This window comes from Duganella sp. CT11-25, from assembly GCF_047302815.1.
Classification (GTDB): Bacteria; Pseudomonadota; Gammaproteobacteria; order Burkholderiales; family Burkholderiaceae_D; genus Rugamonas.
In genome coordinates this window covers 2,147,548-2,172,819 of sequence record NZ_JBKBFD010000001.1, presented here as the reverse complement: position 1 = coordinate 2,172,819, position 25,272 = coordinate 2,147,548, and the positions used below count along the sequence as shown (strand labels likewise).

Sequence of the window (25,272 nt, the reverse complement as noted above, 5' to 3'; positions counted from 1 at the left end):
GGCCTGGCCTTTTTTTGAGGGCATGCGATGAATGGCTTGACACCCGGCCTGCTCGACCGCCTGCTCGGCGAGTATGGCGCCTCCAACCGGGCTGGCCAAGGCCTGACGCTGGAGCAGTTCAAGGACTCCGTGGCGCGCGACCTGGAAGACCTGCTCAACACGCGCTGCGCGCTGCCGGAAGAGATGCTGCGCGCCTATCCGGAATGCGCGCGCTCCATCGTCAACTACGGCCTGCTCGACTTTGCCGGCATGTGCCTGAGCAGCAGTGAGGACCGAACTCGCATCTGTGCCGCGCTGAAGACGGCGATCGAGCGCCACGAACCGCGTTTGCGCAACGTGCAGGCCCGGTTGGAACGCGAGGCCGGCGCGATCAACCGCGTCAGCTTCGCCATCAGCGGCACGCTGGCCGGGTTGCCGTTCACCGAAGCGGTCAGCTTCGACGCGGTATTGCAGCCATCCTCCTTGCACTATTCGATCAACCGCAGCGGACGCGGAGCCTGAATATGAATCTCAATCTGAAAACCCTGATTGGCAAGCTGAATGACACCAGTCGCCTGGCCGCCACCCGCGCCGCCAGCATCTGCGTGGCGCTGGGGCAGTACGAGGTGGAGGTCGAACACCTGTTCCTGGCGTTGCTGGAGCAGGAACGCTGCGATGCGGCGCTGATCGTGCGCGCCTGCGGTATCAGCGTCGATGCGCTGGAGGCGGACCTGCACCGGGAGGTTAGCCAATTCAAGACGGGCAGCACGCGCACGCCGGTGTTCTCGCGCCATCTGCCGCTGCTGCTGGAGCATGCATGGCTGATTGCCTCGCTGGCGACGCTCCAGCCCGACCGCATCCGCAGCGGCCATCTGCTGGTGGCGCTGTTGACGGCTCCGGATCTGGCCCAGCTGGCGCAGCGCGCGTCGCTGCTGTTTGCGCAGATTCCGATCGATGAAGTCAAACACAAACTGGAGAAATACACGCATGGCTCGCAGGAAGAAACGGCCGCAGCCTCCGCAACCACCGCCGCACCGCTTGCCGACATGGCGCAGCAGGGCGGCGCGCGCACGCCGGCGCTGGATCAATACACCACCAGCCTGACGAAGCTTGCGAGAGAGGGCAAGCTCGATCCCGTGATCGGCCGCGAGGTGGAGATCCGCCAGCTGATCGACATCCTGCTGCGGCGCCGGCAGAACAACCCCATCCTCACAGGAGAGGCGGGCGTGGGCAAGACGGCGGTGGTGGAAGGGCTGGCCATCCGCATCGCTGCGGAAGACGTTCCGGAAGTGCTGCGCGGCGTGGAGATACGCTCGCTGGACATGGGCCTGCTGCAGGCTGGGGCCAGCGTCAAGGGCGAGTTCGAGAATCGCCTGAAGAACGTCATCGACGAGGTCAAGCAAAGCCCGCACGGCATCGTCCTGTTTATCGACGAGGCGCACACGATGATAGGCGCGGGCGGTACGGTGGGTCAGAACGACGCCGCCAACTTGCTCAAGCCGGCGCTGGCGCGCGGCGAGTTGCGTACCATCGCGGCCACCACCTGGAGCGAATACAAGAAGTACTTCGAGAAGGATGCCGCGCTGGCGCGGCGCTTCCAGGTGGTCAAGGTGGAAGAACCCAGCGAGGATATCGCCAGCGCCATGCTGCGCGCGATGGCGCCGCTGATGGAGCGCCACTTCGGCATCCGCATCCGCGACGAGGCGCTGACGGAAGCCGTACGGCTGTCGCACCGCTATATCAGCGGACGCCAACTCCCGGACAAGGCGGTCAGCGTGCTCGATACGGCCTGCGCCCGCGTGGCGCTGGCGCAAAGCGGCACGCCGGCGTTGATCGAATTCTCTGCCAGGGAGATGGAACGCATGGATGCCGAGATCGCGGCACTCAGGCGCGAGGAGGAAGCCGATGGCGTGTCATCGGCCCGAAACCGTCGGCTGCTTCAGCTCGCCGAAGTGCGCGCGGACCTGCAAGCCGGCCACACGGCGCACAGCGAAACGTGGCGACGCGAACAGTCCATCGTCGCCGCAATTGCGCGCCTGCGCGCGGAGAACAGCGGCGCTGCCGGGATCCGCGCGCTCAAGGAGGAGCTGGCGGCGCTACAGGGCGACATGCCGATGGTGCCGGTGGAAGTCGATGCCGCAACGGTGGCGGCCATCGTCTCCGGCTGGACCGGCATCCCCTTGGGGAGGATGGTCAAGGACGAGATCCGTACCATCCTCAATCTGCAGGACGCTTTGCAGACCCGCATACTCGGCCAGCCGCACGCCATCGCCGCCGTGGCGCAGCGCGTGCGTACTGCGCGCGCCAACCTGGACGACCCGAACAAACCCCAAGGCGTATTCCTGTTCGTCGGCCCGTCCGGCGTCGGCAAGACCGAGACCGCGCTGGCGCTGGCCGATTTGCTGTACGGCGGCGAGCGCAAGCTCCTGACCATCAATATGAGCGAATACCAGGAGGCGCATAGTGTCTCGGGCCTGAAAGGCTCGCCGCCGGGTTACGTCGGGTATGGCCAGGGCGGCGTGCTGACCGAAGCGGTGCGCCGCAATCCCTACAGCGTGGTGCTGCTCGACGAGATCGAGAAGGCCCACCCTGACGTGACAGAGTTGTTCTTCCAGGTCTTCGACAAGGGCATGATGGACGATGCCGAAGGGCGCGAAATCGACTTCCGCAATACCATCATCATCGCCACCTCGAACGCCGGATCGGCCGCCATCATGCAGGCCTGCCTGAACCGGGAACCGCCGCCGGCCGAGGAGCTGGAGCCGCTGCTGCGCCCTCAACTGATCAAGCACTTCAAGCCGGCCTTCCTCGGCCGATTGAAAGTAGTGCCGTACTACCCGATACCGGATGACGTGCTGGCGCAGATCATCGTCCTTAAGCTGGCGCGTATCGGCCAGCGCATCCGCGACCACCATCATGCGGAATTTGCCTGGGACGATGCGCTGGTCGACGCGGTGCTGGCGCGTTGCACCGAGGTCGATTCCGGTGCCCGCAATGTCGACCACATCCTCAATGGCACGCTGCTGCCGGAAATCGCGGCGGCTGTGCTGGAGAAGATGGCGCACGGGGCGGCGATCGCCCGGATCAAGGTCGGCGCGAACGCCAGGGGCCAGTTCAAATATACGATCAAATAGGAGGCCGCCATGCTCAGCATCGCGCAACTGCTGCTCCCCATCAGCGCCGGACTACCCTGCGGCGAAGACCTGTCCTTCAGCAGCGAGGTAGACCAGATCGCGCAGGCGCGCCTGTACGACGATCCCACGCTGGACCAGGGCGCATGGGTGGCCACGCTGAAGGAGGCGGACTGGAACTTCGTCGCCGGCCGCTGTGCAGCCATGATCGAATCGCGCAGCAAGGACTTGCGGCTGGCGGTGTGGCTGGCCGAAGCCGAGGCCAGGACGCGCGGCTTGCGCGGCCTTGGCGACGGCTACGCGGTGTTGGCCGGCCTGTGCGAGCACTATTGGGACGGCCTGTATCCGCTGGCCGATGAAGGCGACTATGATCAGCGTACCGGCAACTTGTCGTGGCTGCTGTTATCTCGCACGCCGGCGCTGGTCCAGGAAGTGCGGGATGCGCAACTGGCCGATGCGGAATACTGCCTGGCCATGCTTTCGGAGCTGGAGTGCGTGGTAGATAAACAACTAGGCGCCGACGGCCCGGGATTCAGCGCGGCCAGGGATGCCGTGCAATCCGTGGTCCGCAGCCTGACCCCATCGGGCGGCGCAGCCGTCTTGGCTCCTGTCGCCGATGCGGCCGTTGGCAACGTTACCATCGCGTTCGGCGGCGCGCCGCAAAATCGCGCCCAAGCCCTGCTTCAGCTACGGCTGGTAGCGGATTTCTTCCGTCGCACCGAACCGCACAGTCCAGTTGCCTACCTGGCCGACAAAGCCGCGAGTTGGGGCGACATGCCTTTGCATGTCTGGCTGCGTGCGGTCATCAAGGATCCGGCGGCCATCGCCGGCGTCGAAGAGCTGCTCGGGGCGCACGCCGCAGGCGGCTGATTGCTGCATTGCAGCGCGGAATCTTTCTTTTCAAGCTATAGATTGTGGACAAATAGTGCTAGCATGAACTGGACAAAACAGACTTTTAAGCTAGGGGTCCGCCATGAATAATCTGAAGATCGGTACGCGTCTGGGTTTCGGCTTCTCCCTCATCTTGCTGCTGCTGACGGCGATGACGGTGATCGGCATCCTGCGTCTCAGCAGTGCCAGCGCGATGACCGATGAAATGATCAACGTGAAAATCCGCGACGAGCGCCTGACTGCGGAGTGGGGCAAGATCATCGAGGTCAACGCGGCGCGCACCACCGGCGCATGGATGGTCGGCGATGCGGCCGACCAGAAAAAGCTCGAAGGGCTGATGGCCGAATCGTCCGGCCGCGCCACGCAGATCCAGGACCAGATCGGCGCCTCCATCGACAACGAAGAACTCAAGCCCTTGTTCAAGCAGGTGCTGGACACGCGCAAAACCTACACCGAGTTCCGTAAGGCGGTCTTCGCGGCCAAGAATGCCGGCGACCTGGACACCGGCCGCAAGATCTATGAAGGCGACATGACCCAGAGCCGCATCCGCTACCTGGCCGCGCTCAAAGCCTTCACCGAGAAACAGGAAGCGTTGCTGGACGCTGCCGCCGTCGACATTCAACAGCAATACAAGAGCGGTCGCATGCTGCTGATCATGCTGGGCGTGGCGGCGATCGTGATGGGCATCGGCGCGGCCTGGTGGATCACGCGCACCATCACGCAGCCGATCAACGAAGCGGTGAAAGTGGCGGAGACGGTATCGTCGGGCGACTTGACCAGCGACATACAGGTCAACAGCAACGACGAAACCGGCAAGTTGATGCACGCGCTCAAGACCATGAACGCCAACCTGGTCAACATCGTCGGCCAGGTACGCAACGGCACCGATCTGATGGCCACCGCGTCGACCGAGATCGCCGCCGGCAACCAGGACCTGTCGTCGCGCACCGAGCAGCAAGCCAGTTCGCTGGAGGAGACCGCGTCGTCGATGGAAGAGCTGACATCGACCGTGCGCTTCAACGCCGAGAATGCGCGCCAGGCCAACGAGCTGGCAATCAATGCATCGGAGATCGCCAGCCGTGGCGGTTCGGTGGTGGGCGAGGTGGTCAATACAATGGGATCGATCAACGAATCGTCGCGCAAGATCGTCGACATTATTTCGGTCATCGACGGTATCGCCTTCCAGACCAATATCCTGGCCCTGAATGCGGCGGTGGAAGCTGCGCGCGCCGGCGAGCAGGGGCGCGGCTTCGCGGTTGTGGCATCCGAGGTGCGCAATCTGGCGCAGCGTTCGGCATCCGCCGCGAAGGACATCAAGGGCTTGATCAACGACTCCGTGGAGAAAGTGGCGTTGGGTTCGGAACTGGTCGGCAAGGCCGGCCAAACGATGGATGAAATCGTGCAAAGCATCAGCCGCGTCACGCAGATCATGACCCAGATCAGCAACGCCAGCGAAGAACAAAGCATCGGCATCGCGCAAGTCAACGACGCGATCACGCAGATGGACCAGGTCACGCAGCAGAATGCGGCGCTGGTCGAGCAGGCCGCTGCGGCGGCGGAATCGATGCAGGAGCAGTCGGCCAAGCTGGCGGATGTCGTCAGCGTATTCAAGATCGACGAAGCCAGCTTGCCGCCGAAGCCGCCCGCCTTGTCGCGTGCACCGGTGCGTACCGCGGCGTTGCCGCGTCGTCCGGCTGCGGTCGCGGTCGCGGCACCTGCCGCCAGAATCGCCAGCAAGCCAGCCGCCAAGCGCGAGACCGCCGCCACCACTGCGGACGGAGACTGGGAAGAGTTCTAAGCACGGAGGCGCTTCGGTACAATGGCGTCCATGACGACCAGCACCGACAGCGCCGACGCCGCGCCGACCCATCCACGACCCACCCGGCCGCAATGCGCCGCGTGCCTGCGCCCGCAGCAGACCTGCATCTGCCGCTGGGTGACGGCGTTGTCCAATCAAGTGGAAGTATTGATCCTGCAGCATCCCATGGAAGTCAGCAACGCCAAGGGCAGCGCGCGGTTGCTGCATCTCAGCCTGGCTTGCAGCCGACTGGAAGTGGGAGAGGCGTTCGGCGCCGAACGCCTGCAGGAACTGTTATCGCCTGATCGCCGCAGCGTGCTGCTCTACCCGGATACGGCGGCCGACAAATCGCTGGGCTTGGTCACGCCTCAGCCTTTCGATTCAGCATGGCTGAGCGATCCGCAGGGTTTGCGATTGGTGGTGTTGGACGGCACATGGCGCAAGAGCCGCAAGATGCTGTATTTGAATCCGATGCTGCAAGCCTTACCGCGCCTGCCGCTGCGCGACACGCCGCCATCGCACTACCTGATCCGCAAAGCGCACCTGCCGGACCAGCTCTCGACGCTGGAAGCCACGGTCTACGCGCTCGCGCAATTGGAAAACGACGAACACAGATTCAACCCGCTGATCGAAGCCTTCGACGGCTTTGTCGCCCAGCAGGCGAGCTACACCCCCGGTGTCAGTGCCGACATTCGGACACGAGCTCCTCAGTAATATGGCTCTGTCCGTGTCCGAATGTCGGCACTGACACCGATGTTTTAAGCGATCAGTTTGAGGCCGGGGGGGAGGGCGTCGCCTAGCATGCGCTTTTCGTCGGCTTGATCGAGCTGCACGACTTCGCGTACCATCTCGCTCCAGTTGGCGGGGGCGCCGACGGCGGACAGGCGGCGCAGCACTTCTGCGCGTAGCGTTTCGTTGATGTCGCGCGAGCGGTCGCCGGTCATCCGCGCCAGGTGGGATGCGGCGAAGCCGGCCGGCTCGACCTTCTTCCAGTCCAGCGCCAGTATCGCGTCCAGCCATTGTTCGACGACGGCCGTCTCCACCACATCATGCGCGCTGCCGTGGAAGGGCTGGCGCGCGCCGACGCGGCTCAGGCCCCACAAGAAGCGGCCTTGCGCGGCTTCGGCCCTGGCGGCATCGGTGGCGCCGGTGCGGGTCTTGTTGGCAGCGGCTTTGCCGGCCGCCTTGTTGGCCACTTCCAATTGACTCAGCATCCACGCGCCGATTTCGGCTTTGTAGTTGCCAGGGATGCGTTCCAGCGATGCACCCAGGCGCAGCATGTCTTCGTCGCTGCCGTTGACCAGCGTGACGGGACGGCGTCCGCGTTCCTGCGCGTCGGCCTGTACATTGAAGGCGAAATCGTCCAGCACGCGCAGCTGCGCTTCGACGTTCAAGCCTCCGGCCACGCGGCGCCACAGCGTCCACCATTCGGCGCACACCTGACCGTCCTTGTGATGCTGGACGCCGGTTTCATACATCGCCCATAGCTGTTCGATGCGCCATTCGTCCAGCGTGTGGCCGAAACCGGGACGCAGACAGTAGCCGCTCAGGTTGAACCATGCGCGTTCGTGCTCCGACGAGCGCCGGCGGCCCTTGGCGCGTTCCATCAGCGCGTCAAACAACCGGCGCAGCAGCGGCGTGTGCCAGCTTTCGCGGCTGCCCAGCAGATGTTCGAGTTGTGCACGCAGCTGCTTGACTTCTTTCAGTTCAACTTGCTGTGCGCGGCTGCCGAAGATGCGGTCGATCTTTTCGATGGCGGCGGCCAGGCCCGCCGGCATCGCCGCATCGTCGTTGTCCGGAGGCGCCGCGTCGCCGCGCAGCTGGAACTCCAGCAGCCAGCGCTGCGCGTCTTCGCTGGATACACAATGGACTTCCAGCGTGCCGACTTCGCTGAGCGAAGCAGCCAGCTGTACCGGTATTTCCTTGCGTGCGCCGGCGGCGCCGCTGTCTCGCAGGACGGTGGCGATGGGGGGCAGCTGGACATAGTCGCCCGGCTGCAGGTCGATCAGTTCTCCGGCCTGCGGCGCTGCCACGTCGGAGATCGAGGATGCCAGGTGGAAGCGTACCGGCCGGCCGAGACGCAATGCGAAGCTGCGGTCGGCCAGCAGGATCTCGCGATTTTCCAGGCTGCCGCGCGGCAGGATGCAGACGGCGCGGCGCGGCTTGTCCGCGCGGGCTTCGTCGTCCAGCAGCAGGAAGTAGCTGCGTGCCGAGCCGCCGCCGATCACCGGCGCCAGTCCGGACTGGCCCAGCGCGTAAGCGGCGCCGCCGCGCGCGACCGCGACATCGGGATTGTCGTTGTGCAGAACGCGCAGTGCCTGGCCGCGCCATTGCGCCAGCACAGTCTCCAGCCTGCGCGCTAGCGCATCGGCGCGGAATACACCGCCGTTGAGCAGCAGCGTATCCGGCACCGGAATGCCGGCATGGTCCGCAGGCAGGCCAAGCGCTTCACGCGCGGCGGATGCGTGCTGTTGCAGGAAGCTGGCCAGATGGCGCGTGATGGCGGCGTCGCTGGCATACGGCAGGCCGAACTCCACGATGGCGCCACGTCCGCGTTTTGCCGGCTCCCGCGTTTCATTGAGAGGGAAGAAGCCATCGACCACGAGGGCGGAGACTTCGTCGCGCGTCAGGTCTGTCGAGCGGGAGCCGCCGATCAGACGCGAGCCTGAGCCGAGCAGCGTGACGGTGGTGCGCTCCGGCGCATCCGCCGCGAGCAACTGTTCCTTCGCCGCGCGGCAGCGCTCCGCCAGCTGCGATAGACGACTGGACGACAAACGCTCCGCCGCGCCGCCCGCCGTTGCGGCCATGCGCGACTCGACCAGATGCGCAAGCGCGAGGTCCATATTGTCGCCACCGAGGATCAGGTGATTGCCGACGCCGATGCGGCTGATCCGCGGCTGGCCGTCGATCATCTCCACTTTGATCAAACTGAAATCGGTGGTGCCGCCGCCGACGTCGCACACCAGCACCAGACGTGTCTCGGCCAGATCGGCCACCAGCGTCGCGCGTTGGCGGAACAGCCAGTCATAGAATGCCGCTTGCGGCTCTTCCAGCAGACGCAGGCCGGGCAGGCCTGCCATGCGCGCAGCCTCCAGCGTCAGTGCGCGCGCTCCTTCGTCAAACGAAGCGGGAATAGTTAAAACGATTTGCTGCTGTTCGAGAGGATGCGCGGGGAAGCGCGCATTCCAGGCACCGCGCAAATGCGCCAGGTACGAGGCGCTGGCCGCGACCGGCGATACCTTGGACACATCGGCCTCCGCGCCCCAAGGCAGTATCGGCGCCATGCGGTCGACCTGTGGGTGCGACAGCCAGCTCTTGGCGCTGGCCACTACACGGCCAGGCACTTGCGCGCCCAGTTTGCGGGCCAGGCGGCCCACGACCACCTGCGACAGCCCGGCCACATCGCCCTGCCGCCACGGCAGCTGCAAGTCGCCGTCCGCCAGTTCGCCCTGCGCCGGGTGATAGCGCAAGGAGGGCAGCAACGCCGCCGCACCGATCTCGCCGGGCGCCGTCAACTGCTCGATGTCGAACAGCTGGATCTCGGCGCTGCCGGCTTCCGCGTAGGCCATCACCGTGTTGGTGGTGCCCAGGTCGATGCTGACAACGTATTTACTCATGCTGTGCGGACGTCGAACTCCACCTTCCAGCGCTGGCCGTCGTTGGCCACGGCTTGCAGTTCCAGCGTGCCGGACTCGGTCGCCATCGCATGCAGGCGCACCTGAACGACATCACCGGCCACGCGGCCTTCCGGCGACAGGTTGGCTTCGATCTCGTTCATTTCGATCAGCTCATCGGCGCCCCAGAAGTCCAGCAGGTCGCCGATCTGGTCCTGGCGGCGTACCGACGAACCGAAGAAGCGGAACTGCACCGGCTCGCCGACCACCAGGCCGAATTCCTGGTTCGGCAATTCGATCTCGCTGCCTTCCTCCATGCCGAACGGCGCCACACACAGCGCCTGGATCGGTGGCTCCATGCCAGGAATCGCCGGCATCGACGACTCGATCGCCACGTAGTACGAACGCGCCGTGCCGCCGCGAATACGCACGCCGCTGCCGCGACGCACGTAGCTGTAGTAAGCCGCGCCGCGCGCCACGGCCAGGTCCAGGTCGGCGCCGGCCAGCATGCGCGCAGCTTCCGAGCCCTCCATGTACAGCCAGTCGTTGAGGGTGCTCATGATGCGTTGTGCCAGCAGGTCCGACTTGAACACGCCGCCGTTGAACAGCACCGCCGTCGGATGCAGGAAAGTCGCATCGGCGCTTTGCTTGCCGGCGTAACCTTCCAGGTCGCTGGTGGCGCCGACCTGGCGCGCCAGGAAAGCCGCCAGATGGCGCGTGACCGCCGCGTCCTGCGCATACGGCAGGCCAAGCTGCGTCAGGCCTGCGCGCGTGCGCACCGCCGGACGCGCAGCCGCGTCCACCGCAGGGAAGAAGCCGTCGAGGATAAACGTCGTCACTTCATCGCGCGTCAGTTCGGTGCGGATCGAACCGCCGATCAGCTTCGAACCACGGCTCGGCACGACGATAGGCCAGGTCTCGACGGTGGCGTCGGCCAGCAGTTTTTCCTTGGCGCTGCGGCAGCCATAGGTCAGCGCGCGCATCTGCCATGCGTCCAGCTGCGTGCCGTTGGCGGCCAGCTTGCGCGCGACCAGGTGGGCCAGCGCCAGGTCCATATTGTCGCCGCCGAGCAGGATGTGGTCGCCGACCGCGATGCGGTGCGGCTCCAGCACGCCGTCGCGTTCCAGTACGGCGATCAGCGAGAAGTCGCTGGTGCCGCCGCCGACGTCCACCACGAGGATGATGTCGCCCGGCTTGACGTCCTTGCGCCAGCGGCCTTCGCTGCCCTGGATCCAGCTGTACAAGGCCGCTTGCGGCTCTTCCAGCAAGGTCAGGTTGGTGTAGCCGGCGGCGCGCGCCGCATCGGCGGTCAGTTCGCGCGCGCCCGGATCGAAGGATGCGGGTATCGTCACGGTGACCGCCTGTTCGCCGAACGGCGCGTCGGGGTACGCCTGCTCCCACGCTTGGCGCAGGTGCGACAGGTAGCGGGTCGATGCCGCCAGCGGCGAGACGCGGGTGACTTCTTCCGGCGCGTCGTTCGGCAGCAGCGCACCGCGGCGGTCGACGCCCGGGTGGCTCAGCCAGCTCTTGGCGCTGGAGACCAGGCGGATCGGTGTGGTGGCGCCACGGCTGCGCGCCATCTCGCCGGCCGCGCTGCCCTGTTCTTCGTCGGACTGCTGCCATGGCAGGCTCAAATCGCCCGGCGCCAGTTCGTCCGCGTGCGGCAGGTACAGGAAGGACGGCAGCAGCGGCAGCTCTTCCACCGTGCCCGGCGCGGTCAGTTGCGGGATCGCCAGCACGCCGTGACGGGTTTTCTCGCCGTCGCTGGCTTGCAGGTCTACATAGGACAGCGCGCTGTGCGTGGTGCCCAGGTCGATGCCGATGGCGTAGCGTGGGTCGCTCATAATTCCACCTCCGCCGGGGCCAGGATGGCGGCGTCGTGCGCTTCGGCCAGCTTAGGCAGGCGCACGCTGGACGAGCGCCAGCCGCGATGGCTCAGCGCGCCGCGGAACGGCGCCTTGCCGACCACGTTGCCGGTCAGGCGCACGGCGGCGGCGTCGAAGCCTTCCGCCAGTTCGATGCGGCTGCCTTCGGCTTCGCTGCGTACCGGTTCGATGGTGAAGTGTTCGCGCAGCACCTTGCTGCAGCCTTCATGCACCACGCGCGCGGCGGCGCCGATGTCGGCGTCGGAATAGGCGCTCAGGTTTTCTTGCGTGAAGTCGATCAGGCGGGCTTCGCGCTGGAACAGGCTCAGCAGTTGCAGGGCGGCATCCGGCGTGGCTTCGCGCAGGATGACCGGCGCTGGCGCGGGAGCCGGGGCCGGAGCGGGCGCAGGTGCAGGTGCAGGTGCAGGTGCAGGTGCAGGAACCGGCGCTGCGGCAGGCTGCGGCACAGTATCGTCGATGCGGGCCAGGCGTGCGGCGTATTCCGCATCGGACAGGGCGCGGAAGAACGCGCCGATGGCGATCGAAATCCGGCTGAAAAAAGACGGCAATGGTTGAGTCGAATTGTTCATGTTTTACTCGCGTAGGTGTGCCGGGCCGCTGCCGTCGGGCAGCATCCTGGCGATATGGGGTGGGGGCGCGCATGGCGCGGGGAGTGTCGGTCCCCCGGAAGCCCTGCATGATACCAGCTACACCCTGCGGCTCCCAAGGCGGGCGGACCGCTCCATTGATATTTCGCTTGATATGCGCGTTTTGAAAGCCTAATATACTGGATATATATACAGTATTTTGGTCCGCGCCATGTCTTATGACGAAAACAATCAAGAACAAGTAATGCTGCCGCCCCAGTCGCTGAAGGCGCAAAAGGGGCGCGGCGCGGTATCGAACCTGCAAGGCCGGTTCGAGGTCAACGCGCGCGAAGCCTACGACGACGGCTGGGAGCGCGAAGAGGACGATCCCGCGCCGTGGAAGACCCAGGTCACCGATGAATACTGCAAATCCATCCTCAGCCGCAACGCTTCGCCGGATTTGCCGTTCAGCGTCTCGCTCAATCCGTACAGGGGATGCGAGCACGGCTGCATCTATTGCTTCGCGCGGCCCACGCACAGCTATCTCGGCCTGTCGCCCGGCATGGATTTCGAGAGCAAGATCTTCGCCAAGGTCAACGCACCGGAAGTGCTGCGGCGCGAACTGGCCAAGCCCGGCTACGATCCGCAATCGATCGCGCTCGGCGTCAACACGGACGCCTACCAGCCCTGCGAGCGCGAGCGCAAGCTGACGCGCCGCGTGCTGGAGGTGCTGCAGGAATGCCAGCATCCGGTCGGCCTGATCACCAAGTCCTCGCTGATCGAGCGCGACATCGACATCCTGTCCGCGATGGCGGCGAAGCAGCAGGCCGGCGTCGCCATCACGCTGACCACGCTCGACCCGTCCATCTCGCGCACGCTGGAGCCGCGCGCCGCCGCGCCCGCCCGTCGATTGCGCACGATACGCACGCTGACCGACGCCGGCATTCCGGTGGCGGTCAGCATCGCGCCCATCATCCCCTTCATCACCGAGCCGGACATCGAAAAGATACTGGAAGCGGTCAGGGAGGCCGGCGCCGTCAGCGCCCACTACACCGTGCTGCGGCTGCCATGGGAAGTGGCGCCGCTGTTCCATCAATGGCTGGAGGCGCACTTCCCGGAGCGGGCGCAGCGCGTGATGAACCGCATCCGCGAAATGCGCGGCGGCAAAGACTACGACAGCAACTTCGCCACCCGCATGAAAGGCGAGGGCGTGTGGGCGGAGCTGATACGCCAGCGCGTCAAGATCGCCAGCGAACGCCTCGGCCTGACCGGCCACGGCAGCCGCTTCCACAACATGGATGCGTCGCAGTTCACGCGGCCGCTGGTGGTGCCGCCGCTGGGCGCGCGCGCCAAGGCGGCGGACGCCGGGCAACTGGATTTATTCTAGCGCCGCCACCACGCCGGCGCGGCGCGCCTGCAGCGTCAGGCCCAAGCCGAGGGACTTCAATTGTCAGCCCAGCTTGATCGACAGCTCGACGTCGTCGGCGAACGGCACGGACATGAACTCCGCCGATGGCGCGCGCACGATGGCCAGATAGTCGGGGCTGTAGTCGGCGTTGTCGGCGACGATCAGTGCGCCCGGCCGCAGCCGGCTTCGTACCAGACCGAGGATTTCGGGATAGAGCGCTTTGGCGCCGTCGAGCAGTAGCAAGTCGATCTGCTCCGGCAGATCCGAACGCAGCGTTTCCAGCGCGTCGCCGACACGGATTTCCACCAGGTCGAGCAGGCCACCGGCCGCCAGGTTCTCGCGCGCCCGCGCCACCTTGCTCGGCTCGAACTCGCTGGTGATCAGGCGGCCGCCGCCGTTGTCGCGCAAGGCTGCTGCAAGGTGCAGGGTCGAGATGCCGAACGAGGTGCCGAATTCGACGATGTTTCGCGCGCCGCAACCGCGCGCCAGCATGTAGAGCAGGGCGCCGGTCTGGCGCGAGACCGGCAGCGGTACGTCCTTCAGGCGGTGGTAGAGATTGAGGTACTCGGTCTTGCTGCGCATCAGGCGCTCTTGCTCGTCCTTGGACAGCTCGGCAAGCGCCGGGATCTCGGCGATCCGCACCGCGTCGGCGTCCTCAAACAGGCGTTCCAGCAGCGATGCAACGGGATTGGTGGTCAGGGTTGTCATGGTGATTCCTTCAGAATTAAGAAGGGATATAATATGAAGAATCCTTCACGTTTCATATTCGCATTCCTGACCGCACCGATGACAGACCGTCCAAACGCCCCGATTACCTCGCGCAGAAAGCCCAAGCAGGCGCGCTCGGCGGACCTCGTTTCCGCGATACTCGAAGCGGCTATTCAGGTTTTGGCGAAGGAGGGCGTGCGGCGTTTCACCACGACGCGGGTGGCGGAACGTGCCGGCGTGAGCGTGGGATCGGTGTACCAGTACTTCCCGAACAAGGCATCCATCCTGTTCCGGCTGCAGGCGGATGAATGGCGCCAGACCACGGAGATGCTGATCAATATCCTGCAGGATGCGCAGAAACCGCCGCCGGACCGGCTCCGCAAGCTGGTGCATGCTTTTCTTCAATCAGAATGTGAAGAGGCGGAAATCCGGACGGCGCTCAACGACGCCGCGCCGTTCTACCGCGATACGCCCGAAGCCCACGAGGCGCGCTCGGCGATCGACCAGATCATCCAGGTATTCATGCGGGAAGCCTTGCCATCGTCTTCCGAAGGCGTGCGCGCATTGGCCGGCGACTTGATCGTGACCACCTTCGGCGCGGTCGGCAAACAATTTTCGGAGAGCCCCCGCACGCCGGCGGAGACGCACGCTTATTCCGAAGCGCTGGCGGACATGCTGTGCGCCTATCTCGCCAGCCTGGAAGCTTAGGCGCTGTCTTTCAGTCCGGCCAGGTGGCGCTCGATCTCGAACACATGCTGGTCGTGCCGGCCCAGCTCGCGCAGCGCGGTGGCCAGATGGTTGAGGTAGTCGCTGTTCGGTCCGCTAGGACCGGCGGAGCGGGCGATATGCCGGGCGATCTCCTGCTCGGAGGCGGCGCCGAGGAAGGCGGTGTTGTCCGGCGTGGCGATGTAGACCAGGCCTTCGACCTGGTCGCCGTCTTCAAACGCGATGGCGATGGCCAGCCGCAGGTAGCCGTTCTTTTCGCGGTGATCCAGGTGCGCGAAGACTTCCGGCGTGATCAGGTAAGCCATGCCGTGGCAGATGGCGCCGGTTTCTTCGATGATGGTCACCACGCGGCCCGGTGCGTCCGGCGTGCCGCGATGGTCGTGCGAGCCTTGCCAGAAACGCCGCGTCCAGCCGGCGATGCTGGCTGGACGACGTTGCAGGTAGGGGAAGTCCGCCTTGTAGATCAAGGAGCCGTAGCCGAACAGCCAAACGCTGTGGTGGCCGTCGAACTGGTCCATCATTTGATTGATGGTGATGGTGTCTGCGGTCATGATGCTCAATTATAAAACATCGTTAGCGCTAACATCATGCGGCGGCTTTTATCTCCCCTGTTTGCAGCAGGTCGGCGTTGTTGCGCACCACATCCAGCCGGGTGATGCCGAGGGTCTTGAAGGCGGCCTTCAGTTGCGTTTCGTGATTGGCCAACAGGTCGTCCATCGGCGTTTCGGTGCAACCCGAGGTCACCAGTATCACGTGCATGCTGCCGCCGCGAGCGCTGGTCGCCTGCAATTCCAGCAAGCGGTCCATCCACGCCTTCAGCGTCGATGGGATGGAGAAGTTGTGCAAGGGCGCACCAATGACGACGATATCGGCGTCATGGAATTCTTGCAGCAGCGAGGCGCTCTGCAAGGCTTCGGCGCGCAGTTCCGCGCTCATGGGAATGGTGGCGTCCCAGCGCTGGCTTAGCACTTGCAGCAGCGGGCCGCTGGCATGCGACAAGGGCGCCGCGGCCAGGTCGCGATAGAAAAAGGTGGCTTGCGGGTGCTCGGCCGTCAGTTGCGTGATGACGGCGGCGGTGTACTGGCGCGAGGCGCTATGGTCGCCGAGGGCGCAGGAATCGATGTGCAGGATATTCATAGCCGCACAGCATACACATGCAACATTCTCTACGACAATAGATTAAGTGCAACAAATTTTTACAAGTGGCAAGAATATCATGTTGCCGGCACATTCCATTCGTGGGCAGCGACAAACTCTTGCAAGAAAGCCACGAAACTCTCGGCCGCCGGCGACAGCGCCCGCGCATTGCGGGTGTAGACGAAGAAGCGCCGGGTCAGCGCCGGCGCTTCCAGCGGCCGCATCTGCAAGCCATACAGCTGCACCATTTTTTCCGCATAGGGCAGGCAGACGGTGATGCCCAGCCGCGCGTGCACCATCGCCAGCGCGGTGGTCATGAAGGTCACCTCGTTGTGCGGGCTGAGCGACAGTTCGCGGAACGACACGTGCATGTCGCGCAGCAGGCGCTCGGTGAACTGCCCCTGCAAGGCGATGAACGGAAACGCGCTGACGTCGGTCCAGGTGATGCGCTCGCGCTGGTCCAGCGCATGCCCCGGCGGGTAGACCACCACAAACGGCATCTCGAACAGCGGCTGCGCCTCGATCTCGGCGGTGGCGTCGCGCTCCGGTCCGATGCCGAAGTCGGCCTCGCCGCTGAAGACCCGCGCCGATACCTGCTCGACCGGGCTGTCGGCCAGCCGCACCTGCACGTCCGGATATTGCGCGTGATAGGCCGCGATCGCCTCCGGCAACAGGGTGCAGGACAGCATCTGCGGCGCCGCCACCCGCACCGATCCCTGCTTGAGCGCCTTGCGGCTGGCGATGTCGGCCATGGCGCGGTCCAGGTCCTGCAGCATCTTATCGAACAGCGGATACAGTTCGCGCCCGAGCTCCGACAGCTGCGTCTTGCGCGTGGTACGCTCGACGACACGCACGCCCAGCATCTGCTCCAGCTCCTTGATCTGGCCGCTGAGCGCGGATTGCGTCACATTAAGATGGTCGGCCGCCAGCGTAAAGCTGCCGGTCTTGGCCAGCGCCACCAAGGCGCGCATTTGCCGCAAACTAGGATTCATGAGGAAATCTGATAAATCGGAAGAAAAATACTGTTTGTATGATATCTGAAACTGTCATCTAATGCTGGAATCGAGTTGGAGACATCTATGAAAATCAAGCAAATTCACCATGTGGCCTACCGCTGCAAGGACGCCAAAGAAACCGTCGAGTGGTACGTCAAACACTTGAACATGGACTTCGTGTTGGCCATCGCCGAGGACGAAGTGCCATCCACCAAGGCCCCGGACCCGTACATGCACGTGTTCCTGGACGCCGGCCACGGCAACGTGCTGGCCTTCTTCGAGCTGCCGACGCAGGCGCCGATGGACCGCGACCACAACACGCCGGCCTGGGTGCAGCACCTGGCGATGGAAGTCGATACGATGGACGAGCTGCTGGCGGCCAAAGAGCGCCTGGTCGCCGCCGGCATCAACGTCATCGGCCCGATCAACCACACCATCTTCAAATCGATCTATTTCTTCGATCCGAACGGCCATCGCCTGGAACTGGCGGTCAACACCGGCACGCCGGAGATGATGCGGAAGCTGGACACCGTCAAATGGGAGATGCTGGAAGAGTGGTCCAGGACCCGCAAGGCGCCCAAGCACGCGGCCTGGATGCACGAAGCGGCGGTGGAGGTGAAGGCATGAAGCTCGCGACCCTGAAAGACGGCAGCCGCGACGGCCGCCTGGTCGTGGTCAGCCGCGACCTGTCGCTGTACCAGCACGTACCGAAGATCTCCGCGACGCTGCAGCATGCACTGGACCACTGGGAACTGGTGGCGGAACGCCTGGAACAGGTCTACGCCACGCTGAACAGCGGCGATGCGGTCGACGCCAAGCCGTTCGACCAGCAGTACTGCCATTCGCCGCTGCCGCGCGCCTATCAATGGGCGGATGGTTCGGCCTACATCAACCACGTCGAGCTGGTGCGCAAGGCGCGCAACGCCGACGTGCCGGCGTCCTTCTACACCGATCCGCTGATGTACCAGGGCGGCTCGGACAGTTTCATCGGCCCGCGCGACGCCATCTACGCTATGTCGGAAGACTGGGGCATCGACCTCGAAGCGGAAGTCGCCGTCATTACCGGCGACGTGCGCATGGGCGTGTCGGCCGATGACGCCGCCAAGGCCATCCGCCTGGTCATGCTGGTCAACGACGTCTCGCTGCGCAACCTGATTCCGAATGAACTGGCGAAAGGCTTCGGCTTCTTCCAGTCGAAGGCCGCCAGCGCCTTCTCGCCGGTGGCCGTCACGCCGGATGAACTGGGCGCGCACTGGGCGGACACCAAGCTGCACCTGCCGCTGCTGGTGGACCTGAACCGGCAGCCGTTCGGCAAGCCGAACGCCGGTGAAGACATGACCTTCAACTTCGCCCAACTGGTGGCGCACGCCGCCGCCACGCGCGAACTGGCGGCCGGCACCATCATCGGCTCGGGCACGGTGTCGAACAAGCAGGGCAGCCTGCACGGATCGAGCATCGCCAACGGCGGCGTGGGCTACTGCTGCCTGGCCGAAGTGCGCATGTACGAGACCATCGAAGGCGGCAAGCCGCAAACCGGCTTCCTGAAGTTCGGCGACAGCGTGCGCATCGAGATGAAGGACGAGCAGGGCGCCAGCATCTTCGGCGCCATCGAGCAAACGGTGGCGCACTACCGGGAGCGCATTTGATGAAGCTGTACACCTACTTCCGCAGCTCGGCCGCGTACCGGGTGCGCATCGCACTCAACCTCAAGGAACTGGCGTATGACGCGCTGCCGGTGCACCTGCTGCGCAACGGCGGCGAACAGCTGACCGACGCCTACCGCGCCGTCAATCCGGCGATGCTGCTGCCGACGCTGGAAGACGACGGCAACGTCATCGGCCAGTCGCTGGCCATCATCGAATACCTGGAAGAGACGCGCCCGCAGACGCCGCTGCTGCCGTCCGATGCCGCTGGCCGCGCCCGCGTGCGCGCGCTGGCGCTGACCGTCGCGGCGGACACGCACCCGCTGGGCAACCTGCGGGTGTTGAAGTACCTGAAGGGCGAGATGGCCGTATCGGAAGAGGTCAAGCTGGAATGGCAGCAGCACTGGCTGCGCGCCGGCATGTCGACGCTGGAAGCCTATCTGGCCAACGATACGCACACCGGCCGTTTCTGCCATGGCGACACGCCGACGCTGGCGGACTGCTGCCTCGTGCCGCAAGTGTTCAGCGCGCAGCGTTTCGGCGTCGACCTGGCGCCTTATCCGACCGTCATGCGCATCCATGCCAACTGCGCCGCGCTGCCGGCCTTTCAGCAGGCGCACCCTTCGCAGCAACCCGACGCCGAGTAATCAGCAGCAAACCACGCGGTCGCGGCCTTCGTGCTTGGCCTGGTACAGCGCCTTGTCCGCGCGCGACAGCAGCGACGAAGCGCTGTCCGGCGCGTCGCTCTCGGGATGGGAGGCCGCCACGCCGATGCTGATGGTGAGCGTGATCCGTTCACCCTTGTCGCCGGCGATGCACAGCGCGGCAACGTCGGCGCGCAGCCGCTCGGCCGCGCTGCCGGCGACATTGATGTCGGTCTCCGGCATCAGCAGCACAAATTCCTCGCCGCCGAAGCGCGACGCCATGTCGATGCTGCGCATGCCGCCGGCCAGCGCGCGCGACACCGCGACGATCGCGCGATCACCCGCCTCATGGCCATAGATGTCGTTGACGTTCTTGAAGTGGTCGATATCGACCATCAGCAGCGACAGCGGATGCCGGAAGCGGCGGCTGCGCTCCAGCTCCTTGTTGATCTGCTCCGTCATGCGGCGGCGGTTGCCGATGCCGGTCAGCGGATCGGTGGTGGCCAGCTGTTCCAGCTTGGTGTTGGCGACCATCAGCTCCAGCGTGCGCTGCAGCACGCGCGCCTCCAGCTGATTGCGTTCGTCGTGCAGCGCGCGCAGCGTCTGGCGCCGGCTGCGCAGCGACACGATCAGCGCCGAGATCAATATCCCTTCCAGTACGATCAGCGTGACGCCGGCCAGTATCTGCCACAAATACTGTTCCAGGATGCTCTGCGGACGATTGAGGAACTGCGCCGTCGGCGGGATGTTCTGCAACTGGAAGCGCTGCACGGCGCCGTAGTCGAACAGGTAGCCCGGTATGCTGGTTATGTCGGGAGCACGCTGCAGCAGGATGTCCGCGATGGCGCGGCCGATGCGTTCGGCGCTGACCACGTAGCCGCCCGCCACGCCGGGCACCACGATGGCTTCCCAGTTGGTGAAGATCGGTACCTGCGTTGTGGTCGCCAGCTTGCGCGCGATGTCCACCGGGCGGCGACGTTCGCCGGTGCGGTCGTGGTAAGTGGGCAGCAGGAAGATCGCGCTGCCAGGCTGCAGTTGCGCGGCCTGGCGATACATCTCGTCGTAGCTTAGCTTGTCCCAGTATTCGAAGGACAGCTGGTGCTGGTAGTGCGCCGCCACCTTGCGCATCGCCCGCACCGATTCCTGTATGCGTTCGGTGCTGTCGCCGATAATCACCAGGTGCCGCACCTGCGGCGCCACGCGCGGGATGATGCCGATGGTGTGCACGAAGTCGGCCTGCACCTGGTAGCCCTTGCCGTCGCTTGGCGTCCAACCTATGCGGCCGTGGTTGACGTAGTGGCGCGGCACGCCGCGGAACAGGTCGGGGCGTTCGCTCAGGAAGCGCGCGGCCACATAGTTTTCGGTGATGATGGCGTCGAATTGGATGCCCGCGTATTTGGCGCGCAGGTAGGGCTCCATGCTGGTCAGGGCCTGCTCGTCGCCGACGCGCACGGCGTCGAAGCGCTCTTCAAAAATGCCCAGCGCGGAGGTCATGCCCTGGCGCGCCAGCTCGTCGGTCAAGCCTTTCTGGACCAGGCTTTGCCAGGCGGACGCCGAGTCGGCACCCAGCGAGTACAGCACCAGTACCTTGCGGTCCTGCGCCGCCCGCGAAGGCACGGCTGACGCCATCAGCGCGGCGCACAGCAGCAGCCCGCGCCAGACGTGGCGCAGCGCGATTCCCTGCATGACAAGTCGGTGATCCCTGGGCAGCATGGTGGGCAGCATGGGCAGCAAAGAAAGCGGTTGGCGAAATTTGCATTAAGGCAAGTCTAGCACGCTTCATTTTAACTTTTGTTGCCGCTTCGATACAGCTGAGACTGGCTGGGCTCGGGTCAGGCGGCGCGCAGGGCGTCGACGATTTTCATGCGCGCCGCGCGCAGCGCCGGCAGGAAACCGCCGATCACGCCCATGATCAATGAAAATATGAGCGTTTTGACCACGATCGCCGGCGTCAATCGGAAGCCGAAGGCCAATTCGGAGAAGGACTGGAAATTGGTGGTGGAGAAGGACAGGAACTGCATCAGCGATGCGCACGCCAGCCCCAGCGCGCCGCCGGCCACCGCTAGCAGCATCGCTTCCGCCAGGAAGGCGGCCAGGATGCTGCGCCGCTGGAAGCCCAGCGCGCGCAGGGTGCCGATCTCGCCGACGCGGTTGGCGACTGAGGCGTACATGGTGATGGTGGCGCCGATGATCGCGCCGATCGAGAAGATCACTGACAGGATCAGTCCCAGCACGCTGATGAAGGTGGACAGCGCTTTCGACTGGTCGGAGTAGAAGGTCTGTTCGCGCTTGGCGTCGAGCGTCAGGCGCGGATCGGACTCGATATCTTTTTTAAAGCCGTCGAACAGCGCGGTATCGGCCAGCCGCAGCACCATCGCCGAGTAGGCGTTGCGGCGGAAGGCCGGCATCAGCTGGTCGGCGTCGCCCCAGATTTCTGAATCGAAGCCGCTGTTGCCGGCGTCGAACAGGCCGACCACTGTCCATTCGCGCTGGCCGAAACGCAGCGTCTCGCCGATGCCGGCGCCGGCGAAGCGGCGCGCGATGCTGGCGCCGGCGATCACTTCCGACGCGCCGGGGCGGAACATGCGGCCCGCCGTCAGCTTGACCTGTGGCCGCAGCACCAGCCCGCGCGGCGCGATGCCGCGAATGATGACGTTGGACGGCTTGTTCGAGCCGCGCTTGATCAGGGAGATCAGCACCACGGTTTCCTTGGACACCATCGGCTGGCCGTCGGCGCCGAGCGCGATGGCCGGATGGCTGGACACCGTATTGGCTTGCGCGCGATCGACGCCGCTCTGTACCTCGGTCTCGGCCGAGCGGCGGATGACGATCACGTTGTCGTACTCGCCGGTGGTGACCATGGTGTTGCGCAAGCCTTCGTCCAGCATCAGCACCGTGGCGAATACGAACACCACCAACGCCAGGCCGGCGCCGGTCAGCGCGGTGGTCAGGCGGCGCGCCCACAGGTTGCGGGCCACGTAGGAAAGCGGGATCTTCATGATGGACTCGTCATCCTATGCTCCGCAAACCTTCGACGATGTTGACGCGGATCGCGCGCACCGTCGGCGCGATGGCGGCGATGGTACCGATGACCAGCGCCGCCAGCACCTGCTGCAGCACGGTCAGTTGCGTCACTTCAAATACCGGGAACATGGTGCCCATCACCTTGCCGAGGAAGGCGGCGAACGGGAACAGGACCATGATGCCCAATGCCGCGCCGAAGGCCGACAGCAGCAGCGATTCGCCGAAGATCATCAGCGCCAGGAAGCCGGGACCGAAGCCGAGCGCCTTCAGCGTCGCATATTCGCCCAGCCGCTCGCGCGCGCTCATCGCCATGGTGTTGGCCATCACCGCCGCGATGATGATGATCACGACGAAGGACACAACGCGGATCGCCACCACGATGGCTTCGGACATCGACACGAAGCTCAGTTGGAAGGCCTTCTCGGTCTCGGTCAGCGTCTCGGCCAGCGAGTTTTCGAATTCGTGATCGACGGCGGCGGAGATGGCGGCGGCGTTCTCCGGCTGGTTGATCTGCACGACGTACACGCCGATCTGGTTGGCGCGGCGCGGCGACACCTTCTTGATCGTTTCGTTGACGTAGTCCCAGTGGAAGAACAGCGTGGCGGTATTGGTGCTGGTTTGCTTGCCGTCGAAGATGCCGCGCACCACCAGCTCCCAGTTGCCGGGATAGATCGTGCCTTTCAGCGGGATCACGTCGCCGACCTTGAAGCCGTATTGGTCCGCCAGCTTGCGGCCGACGATGGCGCCCTTGCGGTCGCGCAGGAAGGCGGCGCGGTCTTCGGGCGGCAGCAGGTAGTCGGGATAGATGTCCAGGTAGCTCTCGCCGGAAATCGCGAACTGCGCGAAGAAGTTCTTGGGATCCTTGTACACGCCCTGGAACCAGTTGGCGTAGCCTACGCCTGTCACGCCGGGCACGGCGCGGATGCGGGCCTGGTAGGACAGCGGCAGCGGGAACACCAGCGAGGTCTTGTTGCGCGTGACCAGCGTGGTGTTGGACGCGCCTTCCGCGCCGGCATACCAGGCGTTGATCACCGTCTGCAGCAGGCCGAAGGAAAAGATCGCCACCACCAGGCCGAGTATCGTCAGCGACGTGCGCAGCTTGTGGCGCATGGTGTTCTTGACGATCAGGCGCAGCGTGTACATGGCCTACACCGCCTCGCCTACGAGCAGTTCGCCTTTTTCAAGGTGAATCATGGTGCGCGCCTGTGCCGCCGCGTTGGCGTCGTGCGTGACCATGATGATGGTTTTGCCCAGTTGCTGGTTCAATTGCTGGAGCAGGGCCAGGATCTCGGCGGCGGAGTTGCGGTCAAGATCGCCGGTCGGTTCGTCGGCGACGATCAGCGTCGGATCGGTGACGATGGCGCGGGCGATGGCCACGCGCTGCTGCTGGCCGCCGGACAGCTCGTTCGGCGTGTGGTCCATGCGGTCGGCCAGGTTGACCATCTCCAGCGTCAGCTCGACGCGCTCGCGCCGTTCGCGGCGCGACAAGGGCGTCAGCAGCAGCGGCAGTTCGACGTTTTCAAACGCCGACAGCACCGGCATCAGGTTATAGAACTGGAAGATGAAGCCGACGTTGGCGGCGCGCCAGTGCGCCAGGTCGGTCTCGCCCATGCCGGCGATATCCAGGCCGTCGATGCGCAGCACGCCGTGGTCCGGTTTGTCGATGCCGGCGATCAGGTTGAGCAGCGTGCTCTTGCCCGAGCCGGAAGGCCCCATCAGCGCCGTGAAGTCGCCCGCCGGGATGTGCAGGCTGATATCGCGCAGCACCTCCACCACCTGGTCCCCGCGGCGATAGGACTTGGCCAGGTGCTCGATCAGTACCAGCGGCTCGCTCATTTCTTCGCCATGCCGACGGCCTGGCCGTCCTGCAGCTTGGCGTCCGGCGCCAGCACCACTTTCTGGCCGGGCTTCACGCCGCGCACCTCGACCAGTTCGCCGATCTTGCGGCCCTGGGTGACAGGTACCTGCTTGACCCTGTCGGCGTCGAACACGAACACCACCGGCTTGCCGTCGCGCGTGACGATGGCGGCCGGCTGCACGGCGGTGACGGGTTGCCGTTCCTCCGGCGGCACGGCCTTGGACAGGAAGGCCACCTTGGCGCTCATGTCGGGCAGCACGCGCGGATCTCGGTCGACGAAGCGTACCTTCACCAGCAAGGTCGCCTTGCTGCGGTCGACGGTCGGCACCATGCGCGAGACGGTGCCGGCCAGGCGCAGTTCGGGGAAGGCGTCCAGCTGGATCTCGGCCGGCTGGTCGACGCGGATCTTGCTCAGGCTCGACTCGGAGACGTCGGCCTCCACTTCCAGCGTATCCATGTCGGCGATGGTGACCACGGCGCCCTTGCTGTCGGCGGCCGAGGAGAAGGGCGTGATGTTGTCGCCGACGTTGGCGTTCTTGGTCAGGATCACGCCGTCGAACGGCGCGCGGATCACGGTCTGGTCGAGCGCCACCTGTGCCGCTTGCGCGTTGGCGCGGGCGGCTGCGATGGCGGCGGTGTAGCCGGAGATGTTCGCCTTGGCCTTGGTCAGGCGCGCCTGCGCGGTGTCGTAGGTGGCGGCGGCGATGAATTTCTGGTTCAGCAGGTCGGCGCTGCGCTTGAAGTTGGCCTGGGCGTCGAGCAGCTCGGCCTGGCCCTGTTCCAGATTGGCTTGCGCGACTTTGACGTTGGCCTGCGCCTGGCCCAGCGTGGCGCCGACGTCGCGGTTCTCGATGCGGGCGACCACCTCGTCCTTCTTCACGCGGCTGCCTTCGAGCACTCCGAGCCACTCCAGCCGGCCGGTGGCCTTGGACGACAGCGCCGCCTTGCGCTGCGCGACCACGTAGCCGGTGGCGTTGAGCAGGGTATAGTTCTGCGCCGGATAAGCCTGCGCCACGGTGACGGTGTCGACGCTGGCCTTGCCGCCGAAGCGGCCGGCAACGATGGCCGCGACGACCGCCAGCACGGCGGCCACCAGCGCAATCTTGACCCAGCGGCGCCGGCGCGAGCGCTGCCCCGGAGCCTGCGGTTTGGCGCCGCGTTCTATCTTCAGCCTGGAGATGTCGGGAGTTGCCACTATGGACCTCAATAAGCCATTATCAATCCGCTAATAGTGCTGCAAAAGGCTGAGAATCGCAAGTGTGTC

22 protein-coding genes are annotated in these 25,272 nt (G+C 65.2%); 10 read left to right on the top strand and 12 right to left on the bottom strand.

Annotated elements, in window-relative coordinates; genetic code table 11:
• The first annotated feature begins 27 nt into the window (after positions 1 to 27).
• The 5 genes from tssE to ACEN9F_RS09090 all read left to right on the top strand — a co-directional run bounded on the left by tssE (position 28) and on the right by ACEN9F_RS09090 (position 6,513).
• Entirely contained in the window at positions 28 to 501 is a 474-nt protein-coding gene (gene tssE / locus ACEN9F_RS09110; RefSeq protein ID WP_413419712.1) for a type VI secretion system baseplate subunit TssE, read from the top strand.
• Positions 502 to 503: 2 nt separating this feature from the next.
• Positions 504 to 3,113 (top strand): type VI secretion system ATPase TssH, encoded by a 2,610-nt coding sequence (tssH, locus tag ACEN9F_RS09105; RefSeq protein ID WP_413419711.1) that lies wholly within the window; start codon positions 504 to 506, stop codon positions 3,111 to 3,113.
• Positions 3,114 to 3,122: 9 nt separating this feature from the next.
• Positions 3,123 to 3,980 (top strand): type VI secretion system protein TssA, encoded by an 858-nt coding sequence (gene tssA, locus ACEN9F_RS09100; protein ID WP_413419710.1) that lies wholly within the window; start codon positions 3,123 to 3,125, stop codon positions 3,978 to 3,980.
• A 103-nt stretch (positions 3,981 to 4,083) separates the two neighbouring features.
• Positions 4,084 to 5,799: a methyl-accepting chemotaxis protein gene (locus tag ACEN9F_RS09095; RefSeq protein ID WP_413419709.1), complete on the top strand. Its 1,716-nt coding sequence runs from the start codon at positions 4,084 to 4,086 to the stop codon at positions 5,797 to 5,799.
• Positions 5,800 to 5,829: 30 nt separating this feature from the next.
• Complete coding sequence (locus ACEN9F_RS09090; protein WP_413419708.1) at positions 5,830 to 6,513, top strand: tRNA-uridine aminocarboxypropyltransferase; 684 nt, start codon at positions 5,830 to 5,832, stop codon at positions 6,511 to 6,513.
• A 44-nt stretch (positions 6,514 to 6,557) separates the two neighbouring features.
• Here ACEN9F_RS09090 and ACEN9F_RS09085 read toward each other — a convergent pair whose 3' ends face one another.
• Genes ACEN9F_RS09085 through ACEN9F_RS09075 form a run of 3 tightly spaced genes read right to left on the bottom strand, consistent with a single transcriptional unit; the run spans position 6,558 to position 11,868 of the window.
• Positions 6,558 to 9,416: an Hsp70 family protein gene (locus tag ACEN9F_RS09085; protein ID WP_413419707.1), complete on the bottom strand. Its 2,859-nt coding sequence runs from the start codon at positions 9,414 to 9,416 to the stop codon at positions 6,558 to 6,560.
• The gene (locus ACEN9F_RS09080; RefSeq protein WP_413419706.1) at positions 9,413 to 11,257 is read right to left on the bottom strand and encodes an Hsp70 family protein; all 1,845 of its coding nucleotides are present in this window, start codon (positions 11,255 to 11,257) and stop codon (positions 9,413 to 9,415) included. The genes ACEN9F_RS09085 and ACEN9F_RS09080 overlap by 4 nt, the downstream gene beginning before the upstream one ends.
• Positions 11,254 to 11,868: a DUF2760 domain-containing protein gene (locus ACEN9F_RS09075; RefSeq protein ID WP_413419705.1), complete on the bottom strand. Its 615-nt coding sequence runs from the start codon at positions 11,866 to 11,868 to the stop codon at positions 11,254 to 11,256. The genes ACEN9F_RS09080 and ACEN9F_RS09075 overlap by 4 nt, the downstream gene beginning before the upstream one ends.
• A gap of 262 nt (positions 11,869 to 12,130) precedes the next feature.
• Between ACEN9F_RS09075 and ACEN9F_RS09070 the strand changes: the two genes are divergently transcribed.
• Complete coding sequence (locus tag ACEN9F_RS09070; protein ID WP_413419704.1) at positions 12,131 to 13,252, top strand: PA0069 family radical SAM protein; 1,122 nt, start codon at positions 12,131 to 12,133, stop codon at positions 13,250 to 13,252.
• A 63-nt stretch (positions 13,253 to 13,315) separates the two neighbouring features.
• Here the strand turns inward: ACEN9F_RS09070 and ACEN9F_RS09065 are convergent, their stop codons facing one another.
• A complete protein-coding gene (locus ACEN9F_RS09065) occupies positions 13,316 to 13,981 on the bottom strand; it encodes an O-methyltransferase (protein ID WP_413419703.1) in 666 nt (221 codons plus the stop codon).
• A gap of 33 nt (positions 13,982 to 14,014) precedes the next feature.
• Between ACEN9F_RS09065 and ACEN9F_RS09060 the strand changes: the two genes are divergently transcribed.
• Positions 14,015 to 14,689, top strand: coding sequence for a TetR family transcriptional regulator (locus tag ACEN9F_RS09060; protein ID WP_413419702.1), 675 nt, complete (start codon positions 14,015 to 14,017; stop codon positions 14,687 to 14,689).
• Here ACEN9F_RS09060 and ACEN9F_RS09055 read toward each other — a convergent pair.
• The 3 genes from ACEN9F_RS09055 to ACEN9F_RS09045 form a co-directional block, all read right to left on the bottom strand.
• A complete protein-coding gene (locus ACEN9F_RS09055; RefSeq protein WP_413419701.1) occupies positions 14,686 to 15,258 on the bottom strand; it encodes a gamma-glutamylcyclotransferase in 573 nt (190 codons plus the stop codon). The genes ACEN9F_RS09060 and ACEN9F_RS09055 overlap by 4 nt on opposite strands.
• 34 nt (positions 15,259 to 15,292) lie before the next feature.
• Positions 15,293 to 15,844: an FMN-dependent NADH-azoreductase gene (locus ACEN9F_RS09050; protein ID WP_413419700.1), complete on the bottom strand. Its 552-nt coding sequence runs from the start codon at positions 15,842 to 15,844 to the stop codon at positions 15,293 to 15,295.
• Positions 15,845 to 15,921: 77 nt separating this feature from the next.
• Positions 15,922 to 16,836, bottom strand: coding sequence for a LysR family transcriptional regulator (locus tag ACEN9F_RS09045; RefSeq protein WP_413419699.1), 915 nt, complete (start codon positions 16,834 to 16,836; stop codon positions 15,922 to 15,924).
• Between the two features lie 87 nt (positions 16,837 to 16,923).
• Here ACEN9F_RS09045 and ACEN9F_RS09040 point away from each other — a divergent pair, with 87 nt between their 5' ends.
• From ACEN9F_RS09040 to maiA, 3 genes are read left to right on the top strand one after another with little or no spacing between them, the layout of a single operon-like run.
• Positions 16,924 to 17,466, top strand: a complete 543-nt coding sequence (locus ACEN9F_RS09040; protein WP_413419698.1) for a VOC family protein — start codon at positions 16,924 to 16,926, stop codon at positions 17,464 to 17,466.
• Positions 17,463 to 18,485 carry a fumarylacetoacetate hydrolase family protein gene (locus ACEN9F_RS09035; RefSeq protein ID WP_413419697.1) on the top strand — a complete coding sequence of 341 codons (1,023 nt, stop codon included), beginning with the start codon at positions 17,463 to 17,465 and terminating at the stop codon, positions 18,483 to 18,485. The genes ACEN9F_RS09040 and ACEN9F_RS09035 overlap by 4 nt, the downstream gene beginning before the upstream one ends.
• Positions 18,485 to 19,129, top strand: a complete 645-nt coding sequence (gene maiA, locus ACEN9F_RS09030) for a maleylacetoacetate isomerase (RefSeq protein ID WP_413419696.1) — start codon at positions 18,485 to 18,487, stop codon at positions 19,127 to 19,129. Before ACEN9F_RS09035 ends, maiA begins: the two co-directional genes overlap by 1 nt.
• Here the strand turns inward: maiA and ACEN9F_RS09025 are convergent, their stop codons facing one another.
• The 5 genes from ACEN9F_RS09025 to ACEN9F_RS09005 form a co-directional block, all read right to left on the bottom strand.
• The gene (locus tag ACEN9F_RS09025) at positions 19,130 to 20,812 is read right to left on the bottom strand and encodes a diguanylate cyclase (RefSeq protein ID WP_413419695.1); all 1,683 of its coding nucleotides are present in this window, start codon (positions 20,810 to 20,812) and stop codon (positions 19,130 to 19,132) included. It lies immediately after the preceding gene.
• A 146-nt stretch (positions 20,813 to 20,958) separates the two neighbouring features.
• Positions 20,959 to 22,125, bottom strand: coding sequence for an ABC transporter permease (locus ACEN9F_RS09020; RefSeq protein ID WP_413419694.1), 1,167 nt, complete (start codon positions 22,123 to 22,125; stop codon positions 20,959 to 20,961).
• 10 nt (positions 22,126 to 22,135) lie between these two features.
• Complete coding sequence (locus ACEN9F_RS09015) at positions 22,136 to 23,293, bottom strand: ABC transporter permease (RefSeq protein WP_413419693.1); 1,158 nt, start codon at positions 23,291 to 23,293, stop codon at positions 22,136 to 22,138.
• A gap of 3 nt (positions 23,294 to 23,296) precedes the next feature.
• Positions 23,297 to 23,986: an ABC transporter ATP-binding protein gene (locus ACEN9F_RS09010; protein WP_413419692.1), complete on the bottom strand. Its 690-nt coding sequence runs from the start codon at positions 23,984 to 23,986 to the stop codon at positions 23,297 to 23,299.
• The gene (locus tag ACEN9F_RS09005) at positions 23,983 to 25,203 is read right to left on the bottom strand and encodes an efflux RND transporter periplasmic adaptor subunit (RefSeq protein ID WP_413419691.1); all 1,221 of its coding nucleotides are present in this window, start codon (positions 25,201 to 25,203) and stop codon (positions 23,983 to 23,985) included. The genes ACEN9F_RS09010 and ACEN9F_RS09005 overlap by 4 nt, the downstream gene beginning before the upstream one ends.
• Positions 25,204 to 25,272 lie beyond the last annotated feature (69 nt).